The sequence below is a fragment of the Pseudomonas sp. PSKL.D1 genome (assembly GCF_028898945.1).
Lineage (GTDB): Bacteria > Pseudomonadota > Gammaproteobacteria > Pseudomonadales > Pseudomonadaceae > Aquipseudomonas.
In genome coordinates, this window is the sequence record NZ_CP118607.1 from 1,417,626 (window position 1) to 1,432,079 (window position 14,454).

A 14,454-nucleotide genomic window follows, 5' to 3' on the forward strand; every position below is an offset into this window, starting at 1 on the left:
GCTTGCACAATCCGACTGCCGGATTGTGCAGCACGCGTTGCGGGTATAGACTTTGCACACTGTTCACCAAAGGCCCCCTGTGGTCCTCGCGACCGCCCGCCAGCATGAAACCGATCCAGTTGCCCCTGGGTGTGCGTCTGCGCGATGACGCCACCTTCATCAACTACTATCCGGGCGCCAATGCCGCGGCATTGGGCTATGTCGAGCGGCTATGCGAGGCCGACGCCGGCTGGACCGAGAGCCTTATCTACCTGTGGGGCAAGCAGGGTGTGGGCCGCTCCCACCTGCTGCAGGCCGCCACACACCGTTTCCAGCAGCGCGGCGAGGCGGCTGTTTACCTGCCCTTGGCGCAACTGCTCGACCGAGGCGTGGAGCTGCTGGACTACCTGGCGCAGTACGAGCTGGTGTGCATTGACGACCTGCATGTAATCGCCGGCAAGGCCGATTGGGAAGAGGCCATGTTCCACCTGTTCAATCGCCTGCGCGACAGCGGTCGGCGCCTGTTGCTGGCGGCTTCCGCGTCGCCGCGCGAGCTGCCGATCAAGCTGCCCGACCTCAAGTCCCGTCTGACCCTGGCCCTGGTGTTCCAGATGCGCGGCCTGTCCGACGAAGACAAGCTGCGCGCCCTGCAGCTGCGGGCCTCGCGCCGTGGCTTGCACCTGACCGATGAAGTCGGCCATTTCATCCTCACCCGCGGCACCCGCAGCATGAGTGCACTGTTCGACTTGCTCGAGCGCCTGGACCAGGCCTCCCTGCAAGCACAACGCAAGCTGACTATCCCTTTCCTGAAAGAAACACTCGGCTGGTAGCCCCCGGAATACGGGGCTTGCAGCCGGAGCACAAAAAAGTCACATGTTTTTCGATAAAATTTGCAAATGGTCCCGATAGAAGGCATAGTCGCAACCTTCTAAAGGATTAAAGACACGGTCGTGCCCATGCTGAAGCGCTTCGCACCCCTCGTGCCACTCGCACTCGTGACCCTGCTTTTTGGCTGCGCGGCCCAAGGCCCGGTTTCCCAGCCGCAGGAACACACCCCGGTCGCCACTCAGGCGGCAATCAATGCCAAGGCTTCGCCATCTTCCGTATTCGGCGAACAAGAGCAGGCGTCCGAAGACGACCTGGCGGCATTCTCCAGCAGCAAGCCTTACCAGTTGCCGGTGCTGGCCGACAGCATCCTCGAACGCGGCATGTCGTTGATCGGCACCCGCTACCGTTTCGGCGGCACCTCCGAGGCGTCCGGTTTCGACTGCAGCGGTTTCATCGGCTACCTGTTCCGCGAAGAAGCCGGCATGACCCTGCCGCGTTCGACCCGCGAAATGATCAACGTCGATGCGCCCAAGGTTGCCCGCAACAAGCTCAAGCCAGGCGATTTGCTGTTCTTCAGCACCAACGGCCGTGGCCGTGTGAGCCACGCCGGTATCTACCTGGGTGACAACCAGTTCATCCACTCCAGCAGCCGCCGCAGCGGTGGTGTGCGCATCGACAGCCTCGGTGACCGCTACTGGAGCAAGACCTTCATCGAAGCCAAGCGTGCCTTGGCCATGGCGCCTGCTACCAACATCGCGCGCAACTGATATCAAAATGATGTAACCTGCCGCGGCGGCGATGCTGAAAAGCTCGCCGCCGTGCGCATTTACAGAAAGCGTCTAATCTAAATTCTCAACTCTTTTCGGCTGCGGCCCTGCGGTCTCAGACAGGATGTTCTGGCCATGGCAATAATGGCGCGCTTCGCATTCCTTTCCCTGGTGGCCTTGCTGGCCGCCTGTTCCAGCCGTGCCCCGGCACCGGCCCCTGTGGTGCAGCCACAAATCACCTATGCCCCCAGCATGGCCTCGCCGGTTGCCGATGATGTGCTGATTCGTGCCATCGGCCTGGTGGGCACGCCTTACCGCTGGGGCGGTAATACACCGGACTCGGGGTTCGATTGCAGTGGCCTGATCGGCTATGTCTACCGCGATGCTGCCGGTATCAGCTTGCCGCGTTCCACGCGTGAAATGATCGTGATGCGCGCGCCGACCGTGGCGATCAATGCCCTGCAGTCAGGGGACTTGGTGTTCTTCGCGACCAGTGGTGGTTCGCAGGTCAGCCACGCCGGTATCTATGTGGGGGAAGGGCGGTTCGTACACGCCCCTTCTGCTGGTGGTACCGTGCGCCTGGACTACTTATCCAACAGCTATTGGGCCAAGGCCTATCTGCAGGCCAAGCGCGTATTGCCCCCGGAGCATCTGGCACAGAATCGCTGAGGTAGCAGCCAGCTACCACGTTTGCCCCTCTCGCCGCGGTAACGATTGTCGTCTTTGTTCGACAATCGGGAGCGAGTCATGAGCAGCGTGAGTGAAAGGCTGGAACTTCAGCTTGCAATGTTGGATGCGGGGCGGCCTTTGGTTCGCCTAGTGGATGAAATCATCCATGCTTACCCGGACCCTTCCTTCCTTGCCCGGGAGCATGCCCTGAATATCCTGCGCAAGCGTACGGGCAGGGCGATGGACCCGCGCTTCGTCTGGTGGCATCAGTTTGGCAGGGCCAACAATACCCGCTTGACGTTTACTGGTTGGGAACATGCTGGGCCGCCATTGAAATCCTTGCTTTTCACCGAGCTGATTACGGAGCGGTTTGACAGGCACTTTCAGATGGTGCCTGACGAGATCAACCAGTGGGGTGGCTTTTACCGGCAGGGGCCGAACGCTTCGTTTTACGACCAGCACAACGAGGTGCCCATGTTGGGTAGCCAGGTGCGGCTCGATTTTTGGGACATCGATTTTGCCTCGGAGTATCAGGCCGCTGTAGAGCACTTCTGGAGCGCTTATGGGCGCCACTTCCGGGTGCTGGCCAAGATCAACATGCTGGGGCGAGGTGTCATCGCCAGGCGCGCCGGGCAGATCACCGAGATTGATTACGCCCGCCTGCGTACGATGGCGTCGGATGCACTGGTGGCCGGGGTTATGCCGACCCTGGAACAGTTGCAGCATGACAGCGCCCACAGCCCGCTGACTGCCATCAGGTACGTGCTCGACGAGCGTGACCGGGGGTGCTTTTACAGCCTGGAAGCGGCGGACGGTCGCGTCATGCTGTACATGCCCTGGCAGGCCGATGCTTTCAGGGGGTTCGATTCGGTGCGGGCGATGGCGCGGTGGCTGCGTGGCCAGTTACAGGTCGCTGAAACCCTGGATGCCTTTGCCAGCGCTGCGCTGGCAGGTATTCAGTCCAGTGCGGGCGAGCATACCGTGCGGCGTCACCTGAAGAGCATTGCCGACAGTGTCTCCGTCGAGGCTGCCGAACAACTGCTGGTGTTCATGGCCAAGCCCGTCTCGGCTGACTTTTTCAAGTATCTGAGTAATCAGGCCCGTGACGACATGCGCCACACCACAGGCCTGATGCTGAGCAACAGTGACCTGCGTAAAGCCATGTGGAAAGGCTATCTCGCGGCGTTTCTGAAGGTGTTTGCAGGCTTTGCACCGTTGGGGTGGCCGATGACGCTCATGCTGCTGGGCGCCAGTGTTGCGAAAGTGGGGCTCGATGTGGACGAGGCTGTGCACGCGCACGATGAGCAAAGCCGCAAAAGCGCGCTGCGTGAAGCCATGCTGGACAGCCTGTTCGCGGCCTTGAACATGGCCGATTTGGGTTTTCAGTCCAGTTTCGCCACATTGGCCTATGAGGTGCCTGCTCATGAGTTGAGTGTTCCGCTCGAGCACTGGGAAGTGGTGCATGCGCCAACCCTGTCACTGCAAAGCCGTGAGGCGAACGAGATGATTGCGGTGGCACCTGAAGTTCAGGGTCGGCTGCGTGGTATTCGGGTTGGCAGCGATGGCAGTTGCTGGATCGTGATAAACAGCGTGGCCTACCGGGTGCGCTACAGCCCGGACATGGCGAAATGGCTGGTAGTACCACCTGAAAATCCTTTTGCCTTCGTCCCTGTCAACCCCGTGCGGTTGAATGAAGCCGGTGAATGGGAACTGCTGGCGCGCCCGCAATTGCTTGGGGGTAGCCCGCCGGTGGCGGTTGAAATTCCCAGTACCACGTCGCGTTTCTGGGAAACCTACACGGTGGCTGATGGTACGAAAAGCCTGACGCTGTCCGCACGTGCGCTGAGCCGTCAGAAGAAGTTACTGGTCGATTGGGGCATTGTGCCGTTGCCATCAGGCCGAGCGCCTGATCTGGATGCCCGTGGGCTGGACTGCGTCATGGTGGACGGTACACCGCACTATTCTTACCGGCATGAGCGCGAGTACTTCAATTCGTTGATCGAGTATTACACCAACGACGAATCGAAGATCAATGAAGTGTTCCGTTACGGCTCATATCGCCATGACGACGAGGATGTGTACATCAGTGAATTGGCCGATGAGCTGGAGCGCTTACCCACAAATAACCAGGCGGTGCTGTATCGCGGCGGCCACCGTTCGCGAGGGACCGGCGGTGAACGCTACCGCAGCGGCCAGTTGAAGGCAGGAGACATCCTGGTCAATATCGATATGACATCGTTCAGTGAGAACCCTTACAAAGCGGCAACATTCGCCTCGGCAGAGCCCACCAAGGCGTCCGGCGACCTTGTGGGGGTTTTCGATGATTCTTCCGTGGTGTACGAACTGCCGGCTGGGGAGTATCAGCATGCAACGCCAATCAGCCCATTCTCGTTGTATTGGGATGAAGCGGAATCACTGTTCCGGCCTGGTAACTATTTCCGTATCGACAGTTTGCAGCAGGTGTACGGCGAGGGCTTTCATTTCATTCACGTCACGCTGAAGCAGGTACCGACGCCAGCAGCAGGCCCGGTGTACGACTTGCGTACCGGCCTGCCGTTTGACTTATCTGTGTATCAGGCGCGTTTCAAGACCCCGGGCGTGGCTCAGCGCTTTTTCCCAGGCGGGGCGCTGCCCGCGTCGATTGACGCTCCCGGCACAACCCTCTAACCTTCGCGGCGTGTTTCAGGTGCCCTGCCAGCTTCGTCTGGGTCGGGTGAAACTGGGAAGCCGGTGAGCGCCAGCAGGGCGCGATTCCGGCGCTGCCCCCGCAACGGTAGGTGAGTCGAAGGCCGCTCAGGGCCGCTCACAAGCCCGGAGACCGGCCTGTTACTGCCAACGGCATCACGGAGGGTGATGCGCGGTGCTCCGTGGCTTGCCGCCAAGGCCCTGCGCATTCTCCGTCTGCCCGTCAATCGACCTGTCGCTGCTGCTCTGGTGGCGTCAGCCTGCGGAGAACCCCCATGAGCGAACCCACCGACCGCGACGAACGCCACCTGGCGCGCATGCAGCGCAAGAAGGCGATCATCGACGAGCGCATCGCCAACTCCCCCAACGAATGCGGCCTGCTGCTGGTACTTACCGGCAATGGCAAGGGCAAGAGCAGTTCGGCGTTCGGCATGCTCGCCCGTGCGCTGGGCCATGGCATGCAATGCGGTGTGGTGCAGTTCATCAAAGGCCGCAACAGCACGGGCGAAGAGCTGTTCTTCCGCCGTTTTCCCGAGCAAGTGCGCTACCACGTGATGGGCGAGGGTTTTACCTGGGAAACCCAGGACCGTCAGCGCGACATCGCCGCCGCCGAGGCCGCCTGGGCGGTTTCGCGCCAGTTGTTGCAAGACCCGTCCGTGCAGTTCGTGGTGCTGGATGAACTGAACATCGCCCTCAAGCACGGCTACCTCGACCTGGACCAGGTGCTCGCCGACATCCAGGCGCGGCCACCGATGCAGCATGTGATTGTCACCGGCCGCGCGGCCAAACCCGAAATGGTCGAAATGGCCGATACCGTGACCGAGATGGGCATGCTCAAGCATGCCTTCCAGGCAGGTGTTCGTGCGCAGAAGGGCGTTGAATTGTGAGTGAAGCGCGACACTGCCCGGCCGTACTGATCGCGGCGCCGGCCTCTGGCCAGGGCAAGACTACCGTAACCGCGGCCTTGGCCCGGCTGCATCGCAACCTCGGGCGCAAGGTGCGGGTGTTCAAGTGCGGGCCGGACTTTCTCGACCCGATGATCCTGGAGCGGGCCAGCGGTGCGCCGGTGTACCAGCTCGACCTGTGGATGATCGGCGCCGAGGAAAGCCGGCGTTTGCTCTGGGAGGCTGCAGCAGAAGCCGACCTGATTCTGATCGAGGGCGTCATGGGGCTGTTTGATGGCACCCCGTCGAGCGCTGATTTGGCGCGCCATTTTGGCGTACCGGTGCTGGCGGTGATCGACGGCACGGCAATGGCCCAGACCTTTGGTGCCCTGGCCCTGGGCCTGGCACGCTACCAGCCCGACCTGCCATTTGCCGGTGTACTGGCCAACCGCGTGGGCACGCTGCGGCACGCGCAGCTGCTCGAAGGCAGCCTGACCGAAGGCCTGCGCTGGTACGGCGGGCTGTCGCGCGAGCGCGGCATCGAACTGCCCAGCCGCCACCTGGGCCTGGTGCAGGCCAGCGAACTAAACGACCTTGATGCGCGCCTGGACGCTGCTGCCGAGGCCTTGGGCGCCAGTTGCGACGCGGCCTTGCCGCCGCCAGTGGCATTTGCGCAGCCCCAGCCGGAGTTGCCTGCCGCCTCGTTGGCCGGTGTGCGCATCGGCGTGGCGCGGGATGAGGCGTTTGCTTTCACCTACGGCGCCAACCTCGACCTGCTGCGCAGCCTTGGCGCGCAGGTGGCGTTCTTCTCGCCGCTGCATGACCGCGAGCTGCCGGAGGTGGACAGTCTCTACCTGCCGGGCGGGTACCCCGAATTGCACCACCATGCACTGGCGGCCAACACATTCATGTGTGAAGCCATCCGCAAGCACCACGCGGCAGGCAAGCCGCTGTTGGCCGAATGCGGCGGCATGCTGTACCTGCTCGATGCCCTGACCGACGTTGCCGGCGAGCGCGCCGAACTGCTTGGCCTGCTGCCGGGCGAGGCGACCATGCAGAAGCGCCTGGCAGCGCTGGCCCTGCAGGCGGTTGAACTGCCGGAAGGCACGCTGCGTGGCCACACCTACCACCATTCCCTGACCAGTACCGAGCTGCAGCCGATTGCCCGTGGCCTGAGCCCCAACGGTGGGCGTGGCAACGAGGCGGTGTACCGGTTGGGCCGCCTGACGGCCTCTTATGTGCACTTCTACTTCCCGTCCAACCCTGATGCGGCGTCGGCGTTGTTGCGCCCATGAGTGACCATGCCTTCAGCGCGCAAGAACGCGCCGCGGTTTACCGCGCCATTGGCGAGCGCCGTGACATGCGCCACTTTGCCGGGGGCAAGGTCGCGCCCGAACTGTTGGGGCGCTTGCTCGCCGCCGCGCACCAGGCGCCCAGTGTCGGCCTGATGCAGCCGTGGCGCTTCATACGTATCACTCGCCAGGATTTGCGCGGGCGCATTCAGGCGCTGGTCGAAGACGAGCGGGTACGCACGGCCGAGGCGCTGGGTGAGCGCTCCGACGCATTCATGAAGCTGAAGGTCGAGGGCATCAACGACTGCGCTGAAGTGCTGGTGGCAGCCCTGATGGACAAGCGCGAAAACCACGTATTCGGCCGCCGAACCTTGCCGGAAATGGACCTGGCTTCGCTGGCCTGCGCCATCCAGAACCTGTGGCTGGCCGCACGTGCCGAGGGCCTGGGGCTGGGCTGGGTATCGCTGTTCGACCCGCAAGCGCTGGCCGACCTGCTGGGCATGCCTGCCGGGGCAAAACCGGTGGCGGTGCTGTGCCTGGGGCCGGTGACCGAGTTCTACAAGGCACCGATGCTGGTGCAGGAAAACTGGGCCGAAGAACGCCCGTTGAGTGAAATGTTGTTCGAGAACACCTGGGGAGAGTGCCCATGAGCGTGGCGTTGCTGACCGTGGCCGGTGTGGCCCTGGACGCGTTGCTGGGCGAGCCACGGCGGCACCACCCGCTGGTGGCCTTCGGCAACATGGCGTCGAGCCTGGAGCGGCGCCTGAATGCAGGCGGGCGGGGCTGGCGCAGCCATGGCGTAAGTGCCTGGTTCCTGGCCGTGGTGCCGCTGACGCTGGTCGCGTTGATCCTGTCGTGGTTGCCTTACATCGGGTGGCTGGTTGAGGTGCTGGCGCTTTACTGTGCCTTGGGGTTGCGAAGCTTGGGCGAGCACGTGTTGCCCGTAGCCAATGCGTTGCGCCAAGGGGACCTGGATGAGGCACGCCGCCGGGTCGGCTACCTGGTCAGCCGCGAAACCCGCGAACTCGATGTGCCTGCAGTGGCCCGTGCGGCTACCGAGTCGGTGCTGGAAAACGGCAGCGACGCGGTGTTTGCCGCGTTGTTCTGGTTTGTGGTGGCTGGCGCGCCCGGCGTCGTGTTCTATCGGTTGTGCAACACCCTCGATGCCATGTGGGGTTACCGCAATGAACGTTTCGAGCGTTTTGGCTGGTGCGCCGCGCGCGTTGATGATGTGCTGAACTACATTCCTGCCAGGCTGGTGGCCTTGACCTACGCATTGCTGGGTAAAACCCGCCTGGCACTGGCGTGCTGGCGCAAACAGGGCCCGCTGTGGGACAGCCCCAATGCCGGCCCGGTAATGGCAGCCGGGGCCGGCGCCTTGGCGGTCGAGCTGGGTGGCCCGGCGGTGTACCACGGCGAACTGCACGAGCGCCCGCAATTGGGTGAAGGCCCGGTCGCCGATGCCGACGCCATCGAGCGTGGCTGGAGCCTGGTGCAGCGCGGTGTTTGGCTGTGGTTGCTGGTGATCTGCCTGGGAGCGTACCTCAATGCTTGAACACGGTGGCCGCCTGCTGCGGGCAGTGCGGCAGTACGGAATCGCCCGGGAAAGCTGGCTTGACCTGTCCAGCGGCATCGCGCCCTGGCCGTACCCGATCCCGTCGATCCCGGTGGAGGCCTGGGCACGCCTGCCGGAAGCGGAAGACGGCCTCGAAACGGCAGCACGTCGCTATTACGGCACGCGCGATCTGTTGCCCGTTGCCGGTTCCCAGGCCGCGATCCAGGCCTTGCCGCATCTGCGCCCATGTGGCCGGGTGGGCGTACTGTCGCCCTGCTACGCCGAGCATCCCCACGCCTGGCAAAGGGCAGGGCATACGCTGCTGGAGCTGGATGAAACCCAGGTCGAAGCGGCCCTCGACAGCCTCGACGTGCTGGTGCTGGTCAACCCGAACAACCCGACCGGGCGGCGCGTCCCCCGCGATACCCTGCTGGCCTGGCGCGCCCGGCTGGCCGCACGCGGTGGCTGGCTGGTGGTCGACGAAGCGTTCATGGACAACACCCCCGCGCACAGCGTGGTCGACTGCACAGGCCTGCCCGGCCTGATCGTGTTGCGCTCGTTTGGCAAGTTCTTCGGCCTTGCCGGGGTGCGGCTGGGCTGCGTGTGTGCAGAGCCCGCATTACTGCAGCGCCTGGCCGACCTGCTTGGGCCGTGGACCGTAAGTGGCCCGACCCGGGTGCTGGCCCAGGCCTGTTTTGCCGACGACGCTGCCCATCAGCAGCAGATCGCCCGCTGTGCCGGTGCCAGCCAGCGGTTGGCTTCGCTGCTGGCGCATCACGGTTTGCCTGCTTATGGCGGCTGCGACCTGTTCCAGTACGTGTGCAGCGAGCGTGCCGAACACCTGCATGACTTTCTCGCCCGGCGCGGCATCCTGGTGCGGCTGTTTACCCAACCGGCCGCCGTACGCTTGGGCCTGCCGGCCTGTGAAGCCGACGAACAGCGCCTGGCCGACGCACTGGCCGCCTATCAGAAGGAAACGGCATGACCACCCTCATGGTGCAAGGCACCACCTCCGATGCCGGCAAGAGCACGCTGGTTACCGCGCTGTGCCGCTGGCTGCTGCGCCAGGGAGTTGCCGTAGTGCCGTTCAAACCGCAGAACATGGCGCTGAACAGTGCCGTCACCGCCGACGGCGGCGAAATCGGCCGTGCCCAGGCGGTACAGGCCCAAGCCTGCCGCCTGGCACCCCACACCGACATGAACCCCGTGCTGCTCAAGCCCAACAGCGACACGGGCGCCCAGGTGATCATCCATGGCCGTGCGGTCACCAGCATGAACGCGGTTGCCTACCACGACTACAAAGCCATCGCCATGCAGGCCGTACTGGCCTCGCATCAGCGCCTGAGTGCAGCCTACCCGGTGGTGATGGTGGAAGGGGCGGGGTCGCCGGCCGAGATCAACCTGCGTGCCGGCGACATCGCCAACATGGGCTTTGCCGAAGCGGTCGACTGCCCGGTGATACTGGTGGCCGACATCAACCGGGGCGGGGTGTTCGCGCACCTGGTCGGCACGCTTGAGCTGCTGTCGCCGAGTGAGCAGGCGCGGGTAAAGGGGTTTGTCATCAACCGCTTCCGGGGTGACATTGCTCTGCTGCAGCCGGGCCTGGACTGGCTTGAACAGCGTACTGGCAAGCCGGTACTGGGCGTGTTGCCTTACGTGACCGACCTGCACCTTGAGGCCGAAGATGCCGTGGACGTACGCCAAGTTGTAAATGGCGAGCGCGTGCTGAAGGTGATCGTCCCGGTGTTGCCGCGTATCAGCAACCACACCGACTTCGACCCGCTGCGCCTGCACCCGCAGGTAGACCTGCAGTTCATCGGGCCGGGCCAGCCGATCCCGCCGGCCGACCTGATCATCCTGCCCGGCTCCAAGAGCGTGCGGGGCGACCTGGCACAACTGCGCGAGCGCGGCTGGGACACAGCCATCGCCCGGCACTTGCGCTACGGTGGCAAGCTGATCGGGATTTGCGGGGGGCTGCAGATGCTTGGCCGTGAAGTGCACGACCCGCTTGGGCTGGAGGGGCCTGCCGGCTCCAGTGCCGGGCTTGGCCTGCTCGACTACAGCACGGTGCTGGAGGCCGACAAGCAGTTGCGCAACGTGGCCGGCACCCTGAGCCTCGAAACATCGCCGGTCAGCGGTTATGAGATCCACGCGGGCGTCACCACTGGGCCGGCGCTTGAGCAGCCTGCCGTGCAACTAACCGATGGCCGCCGGGACGGCGCCATCAGCGCGGATGGCCAAATCCTCGCCACTTACCTGCACGGCCTGTTCGAAGGCAGCCACTCCTGCGCGGCATTGCTGCGCTGGGCTGGCGTGTGCGATGCCCAGACCATCGACTACGAAGCCCTGCGTGAGCGCGACATTGAGCGCTTGGCCGACCTGGTGGAAAACCATCTGGCCACCGATCAGCTGCGCCAGCTGTGCGGGGTAGCCTGACATGCTTAATCTGATCCTGGGTGGTGCCCGCTCCGGCAAGAGCCGCCTGGCCGAGCAACTGGCCACTGACAGTGGCCTGCCAGTGACCTACATCGCCACCAGCGAACCGCTGGATGGCGAAATGAATGAGCGGGTGCGCCTGCATCGCCAGCGCCGGCCCGCTGAATGGGCCCTGATCGAAGAGCCGCTGGCGCTGGCCGCCGTGTTGCGTGCCGAAGCCGCCGAAGGGCGTTGCCTGCTGGTGGACTGCCTGACGCTGTGGCTGACCAACCTGCTGATGCTCGACGACGAGCAGCGCCTGGCCGAAGAGCGTGATGCGCTGCTGGCCAGCCTGGCGCAGTTGCCGGGCACGGTGATTCTGGTCAGCAACGAAACCGGCCTGGGCGTGGTGCCGATGGGCGAACTGACCCGGCGCTATGTCGACCAGGCTGGCTGGCTGCACCAGGCCGTTGCCGAACGTTGCCAGCGCGTGGTGCTCACCGTAGCTGGCCTGCCTCTCATGCTTAAAGGACCTGCACTATGAACCAACCCTGGTGGCGAGAAGCCTGCCAACCCCTCGATATCACTGCCATGGATCAGGCCCGCGCCCGTCAGCAGCAGCTGACCAAGCCGGCCGGCTCGCTGGGCCAGCTCGAAGGCCTGGCCGTGCAACTGGCAGGTTTGCAGGGGCGTGAACGGCCCGTGCTGGAGCAGGTCGCCATCACGATCTTCGCCGGTGACCATGGCGTGGTGGAAGAGGGCATCTCGGCCTACCCGCAGGCAGTAACCGGGCAGATGCTGCGCAACTTCGTTGGCGGCGGTGCAGCGATCAGCGTACTTGCCCGCCAGTTGCAGGCCAGCCTTGAAGTGGTCGACCTGGGCACGATCGACCCACATCTGGAACTGCCGGGGGTGCGCCACCTGCGGCTTGGGGCCGGTACCGCCAACTTCGCCCGCCAGCCGGCAATGACCGACCTGCAACTGCAGGCCGCCTTGCAGGCGGGGCGCGACAGTGTTCAGCGTGCGGCGGCGCAAGGCGCGCAACTGTTCATTGGTGGCGAAATGGGCATCGGCAACACCACCGCCGCTGCAGCGCTGGCCAGTACCTTGCTGGGTTGCCCGGCCAGCGAGCTGAGCGGGCCGGGTACCGGCCTGGACACGCAGGGCGTGCAGCACAAGGCGCAGGTGGTCACCCAGGCGCTGGCGTTTCATGGCTTGCGCGCCGATCAGCCGCTGCAAGCGTTGACGTGCGTGGGTGGCTTCGAGATCGCGGCTTTGGCCGGTGCCTATCTGGCCTGTGCGCAACAAGGGGTCGCGGTGCTGGTGGACGGTTTCATCTGCAGCGTTGCCGCGCTGGTGGCCGTGCGCCTGAACCCTGAGTGCCGCGCCTGGTTGCTGTTTGCCCATCAGGGTGCAGAGCCTGGGCACAAGGCATTGCTGAATGCGCTGGAAGCCGAGCCGCTGCTGGCCTTGGGCCTGCGTCTGGGTGAAGGCAGTGGCGCAGCATTGGCGGTGCCGCTGCTGCGGCTGGCCTGTGCCCTGCACGGGCAAATGGCAACCTTCGCCGAAGCGGCCGTGGCGGACCGCCCGGCATGATCCTCGACCTGCTGCGCCACGGCGAAACCGAACAGGGCGGCGGCCTGCGCGGTAGCCTGGACGATGCGCTGACTGAAACGGGCTGGGTACAAATGCGTGCAGCCGTCGCCGAGGCCGGCCCTTGGGACGTCCTGGTCAGCTCGCCGCTGCAGCGCTGTGCGTGCTTTGCCGATGAGTTGGGCGCACGCCTGGGCCTGCCGGTGCAGCGCGAGGCCTCGTTGCAGGAGCTGCATTTTGGCGACTGGGAAGGGCGCAGCGCGCTGCAGATCATGGAAACACAAGCCGATGAACTGGGCCGTTTCTGGGCCGACCCCTACGCTTACACCCCGCCAAATGGCGAACCGGTCGTTGCCTTCGCCGAGCGCGTGCTGGCAGCAGTAGGGCGGCTGACCGCTCGGTATGCCGGCCAGCGCGTGCTGGTGGTGACACACGGCGGTGTCATGCGTTTGTTGCTGGCACGGGCCCGGGGTTTGCCCCGCGAACAGCTGTTGCAGGTCGAGGTCGGCCATGGGGCGTTGCAACGTCTGACGCTGGGTGCAGATGGCGAATTGAGCGAGGCCTGCTGACATGCTGCCGTTCTGGATCGCGTTGCAGTTTTTGAGCAGTTTGCCCGTCAGCCTGCCGGGTATGCCCGCGCTCCGCGAAATGGGGCGCTCGCTGCTGTGGTACCCCGTGGTCGGCCTGCTGTTTGGCGTGTTGCTGTGGCTGGCCAGCCATCTGCTGCAGGGCACGCCAGCGCCTTTGCATGCCGCGCTGCTGCTGACACTGTGGGTCTTGCTCACCGGCGCCCTGCACCTGGACGGCCTGGCCGACAGCGCGGACGCCTGGCTGGGTGGTTTCGGTGACCGCGAGCGCACCCTGCAGATCATGAAAGACCCACGCAGCGGGCCGATTGCCGTGGTCACGCTGGTACTGGTGCTGCTGCTGAAATTCTGCGCCTTGTGGGTGCTGGTCGAGCGGGGCGCTGGCGCACTGTTGCTAATGGCGCCGCTGGTGGGGCGTGCGGCCATGCTCGGGTTGTTCCTCGGTACACCCTATGTCCGCCCGGGTGGGTTGGGCCAGGCGCTGGCTGAGCACTTGCCGCGTCGCGCCGCCGGCTGGGTACTGTCTGGCAGCCTGCTACTGTGCCTGTTGCTTGCCGGTTGGAGTGCACTGGCGCCCTTGCTGGCGGCGTTCGTCGGCTTCTTCTGGCTGCGCCGGTTGATGTGCCAGCGGCTCGGCGGCACCACGGGGGACACCGCGGGGGCCATGCTGGAATTGCTTGAGCTTGCTGTGATTCTGGCACTGGCCGTCTGCTGAAACTTCTTGCAACATGGTTGATGCGGGTATATACACGTTTCCATGTTGACCAGTGAATGCATCTGCACCCACCTGCGTCGTGCTGCCCGCGGGGTAAGCCGGCACTATGACGAGGCCCTTGTCGGCTTCGGCATCAATGTCGCCCAGTTTTCCCTGTTGCGCCATTTGCAGCGCCTGGACCGCCCGAGCATTACCACGCTGGCCGAGGCCATGGGGCTGGAGCGCAGCACCCTGGGCCGCAACCTACGGGTGCTGGAGGCTGAAGGCCTGGTGGCGCTGGCCGATGGCGATGACCAACGTAACCGCGTAGTGCTGCTGACCGAAGCGGGCACCGCACTGCTGGCGGTGGCGCACCCGGCCTGGGAGCAGGCGCAACGCAGCCTGGTGGAGCGACTGGGAGAAGGGCCGAGGGACGAGTTGGTGCGTCTGCTGGAGCAGCTGGCCTGATTCAATGCGATTGAACGCGGGTATATACCCGCTTAACC

The 14,454-nt window shown here is 64.5% G+C and carries 15 protein-coding genes and 1 riboswitch; all 15 genes read left to right on the forward strand.

Going from position 1 to position 14,454, the window contains the following annotated elements; translation table 11 throughout:
• Positions 1 to 104 precede the first annotated feature (104 nt).
• Positions 105 to 809: a DnaA regulatory inactivator Hda gene (gene hda, locus PVV54_RS06260; RefSeq protein WP_274909103.1), complete on the forward strand. Its 705-nt coding sequence runs from the start codon at positions 105 to 107 to the stop codon at positions 807 to 809.
• Positions 810 to 935: 126 nt separating this feature from the next.
• Positions 936 to 1,574 carry a C40 family peptidase gene (locus PVV54_RS06265; RefSeq protein ID WP_274909104.1) on the forward strand — a complete coding sequence of 213 codons (639 nt, stop codon included), beginning with the start codon at positions 936 to 938 and terminating at the stop codon, positions 1,572 to 1,574.
• A gap of 135 nt (positions 1,575 to 1,709) precedes the next feature.
• Positions 1,710 to 2,243, forward strand: a complete 534-nt coding sequence (locus PVV54_RS06270) for an NlpC/P60 family protein (protein ID WP_274909105.1) — start codon at positions 1,710 to 1,712, stop codon at positions 2,241 to 2,243.
• A 117-nt stretch (positions 2,244 to 2,360) separates the two neighbouring features.
• On the forward strand, positions 2,361 to 4,910 hold the full coding sequence (locus tag PVV54_RS06275; RefSeq protein ID WP_342456614.1) for a dermonecrotic toxin domain-containing protein: 2,550 nt from the start codon (positions 2,361 to 2,363) through the stop codon (positions 4,908 to 4,910).
• A riboswitch (cobalamin riboswitch) is annotated at positions 4,911 to 5,084 on the forward strand.
• 119 nt (positions 5,085 to 5,203) lie between these two features.
• Entirely contained in the window at positions 5,204 to 5,815 is a 612-nt protein-coding gene (gene cobO, locus PVV54_RS06280; protein WP_274909107.1) for a cob(I)yrinic acid a,c-diamide adenosyltransferase, read from the forward strand.
• Positions 5,812 to 7,107 (forward strand): cobyrinate a,c-diamide synthase, encoded by a 1,296-nt coding sequence (locus tag PVV54_RS06285; RefSeq protein ID WP_274909108.1) that lies wholly within the window; start codon positions 5,812 to 5,814, stop codon positions 7,105 to 7,107. Before cobO ends, PVV54_RS06285 begins: the two co-directional genes overlap by 4 nt.
• Positions 7,104 to 7,754 (forward strand): 5,6-dimethylbenzimidazole synthase, encoded by a 651-nt coding sequence (gene bluB, locus PVV54_RS06290; RefSeq protein ID WP_274909109.1) that lies wholly within the window; start codon positions 7,104 to 7,106, stop codon positions 7,752 to 7,754. The genes PVV54_RS06285 and bluB overlap by 4 nt, the downstream gene beginning before the upstream one ends.
• Entirely contained in the window at positions 7,751 to 8,659 is a 909-nt protein-coding gene (cbiB, locus tag PVV54_RS06295) for an adenosylcobinamide-phosphate synthase CbiB (RefSeq protein WP_274909110.1), read from the forward strand. Before bluB ends, cbiB begins: the two co-directional genes overlap by 4 nt.
• Positions 8,652 to 9,644 (forward strand): threonine-phosphate decarboxylase CobD, encoded by a 993-nt coding sequence (cobD, locus tag PVV54_RS06300; protein WP_274909111.1) that lies wholly within the window; start codon positions 8,652 to 8,654, stop codon positions 9,642 to 9,644. Before cbiB ends, cobD begins: the two co-directional genes overlap by 8 nt.
• Positions 9,641 to 11,095 (forward strand): cobyric acid synthase, encoded by a 1,455-nt coding sequence (locus PVV54_RS06305; protein ID WP_274909112.1) that lies wholly within the window; start codon positions 9,641 to 9,643, stop codon positions 11,093 to 11,095. The genes cobD and PVV54_RS06305 overlap by 4 nt, the downstream gene beginning before the upstream one ends.
• A gap of 1 nt (position 11,096) precedes the next feature.
• The gene (gene cobU, locus PVV54_RS06310; protein WP_274909113.1) at positions 11,097 to 11,618 is read left to right on the forward strand and encodes a bifunctional adenosylcobinamide kinase/adenosylcobinamide-phosphate guanylyltransferase; all 522 of its coding nucleotides are present in this window, start codon (positions 11,097 to 11,099) and stop codon (positions 11,616 to 11,618) included.
• Positions 11,615 to 12,670, forward strand: coding sequence for a nicotinate-nucleotide--dimethylbenzimidazole phosphoribosyltransferase (cobT, locus tag PVV54_RS06315; RefSeq protein WP_274909114.1), 1,056 nt, complete (start codon positions 11,615 to 11,617; stop codon positions 12,668 to 12,670). The genes cobU and cobT overlap by 4 nt, the downstream gene beginning before the upstream one ends.
• On the forward strand, positions 12,667 to 13,236 hold the full coding sequence (cobC, locus tag PVV54_RS06320) for an alpha-ribazole phosphatase family protein (protein ID WP_274909115.1): 570 nt from the start codon (positions 12,667 to 12,669) through the stop codon (positions 13,234 to 13,236). Before cobT ends, cobC begins: the two co-directional genes overlap by 4 nt.
• Position 13,237: 1 nt before the next feature.
• Positions 13,238 to 13,969, forward strand: a complete 732-nt coding sequence (locus PVV54_RS06325; protein WP_274909116.1) for an adenosylcobinamide-GDP ribazoletransferase — start codon at positions 13,238 to 13,240, stop codon at positions 13,967 to 13,969.
• A 42-nt stretch (positions 13,970 to 14,011) separates the two neighbouring features.
• Complete coding sequence (locus PVV54_RS06330) at positions 14,012 to 14,416, forward strand: MarR family winged helix-turn-helix transcriptional regulator (RefSeq protein WP_274909117.1); 405 nt, start codon at positions 14,012 to 14,014, stop codon at positions 14,414 to 14,416.
• Positions 14,417 to 14,454: the final 38 nt, after the last annotated feature.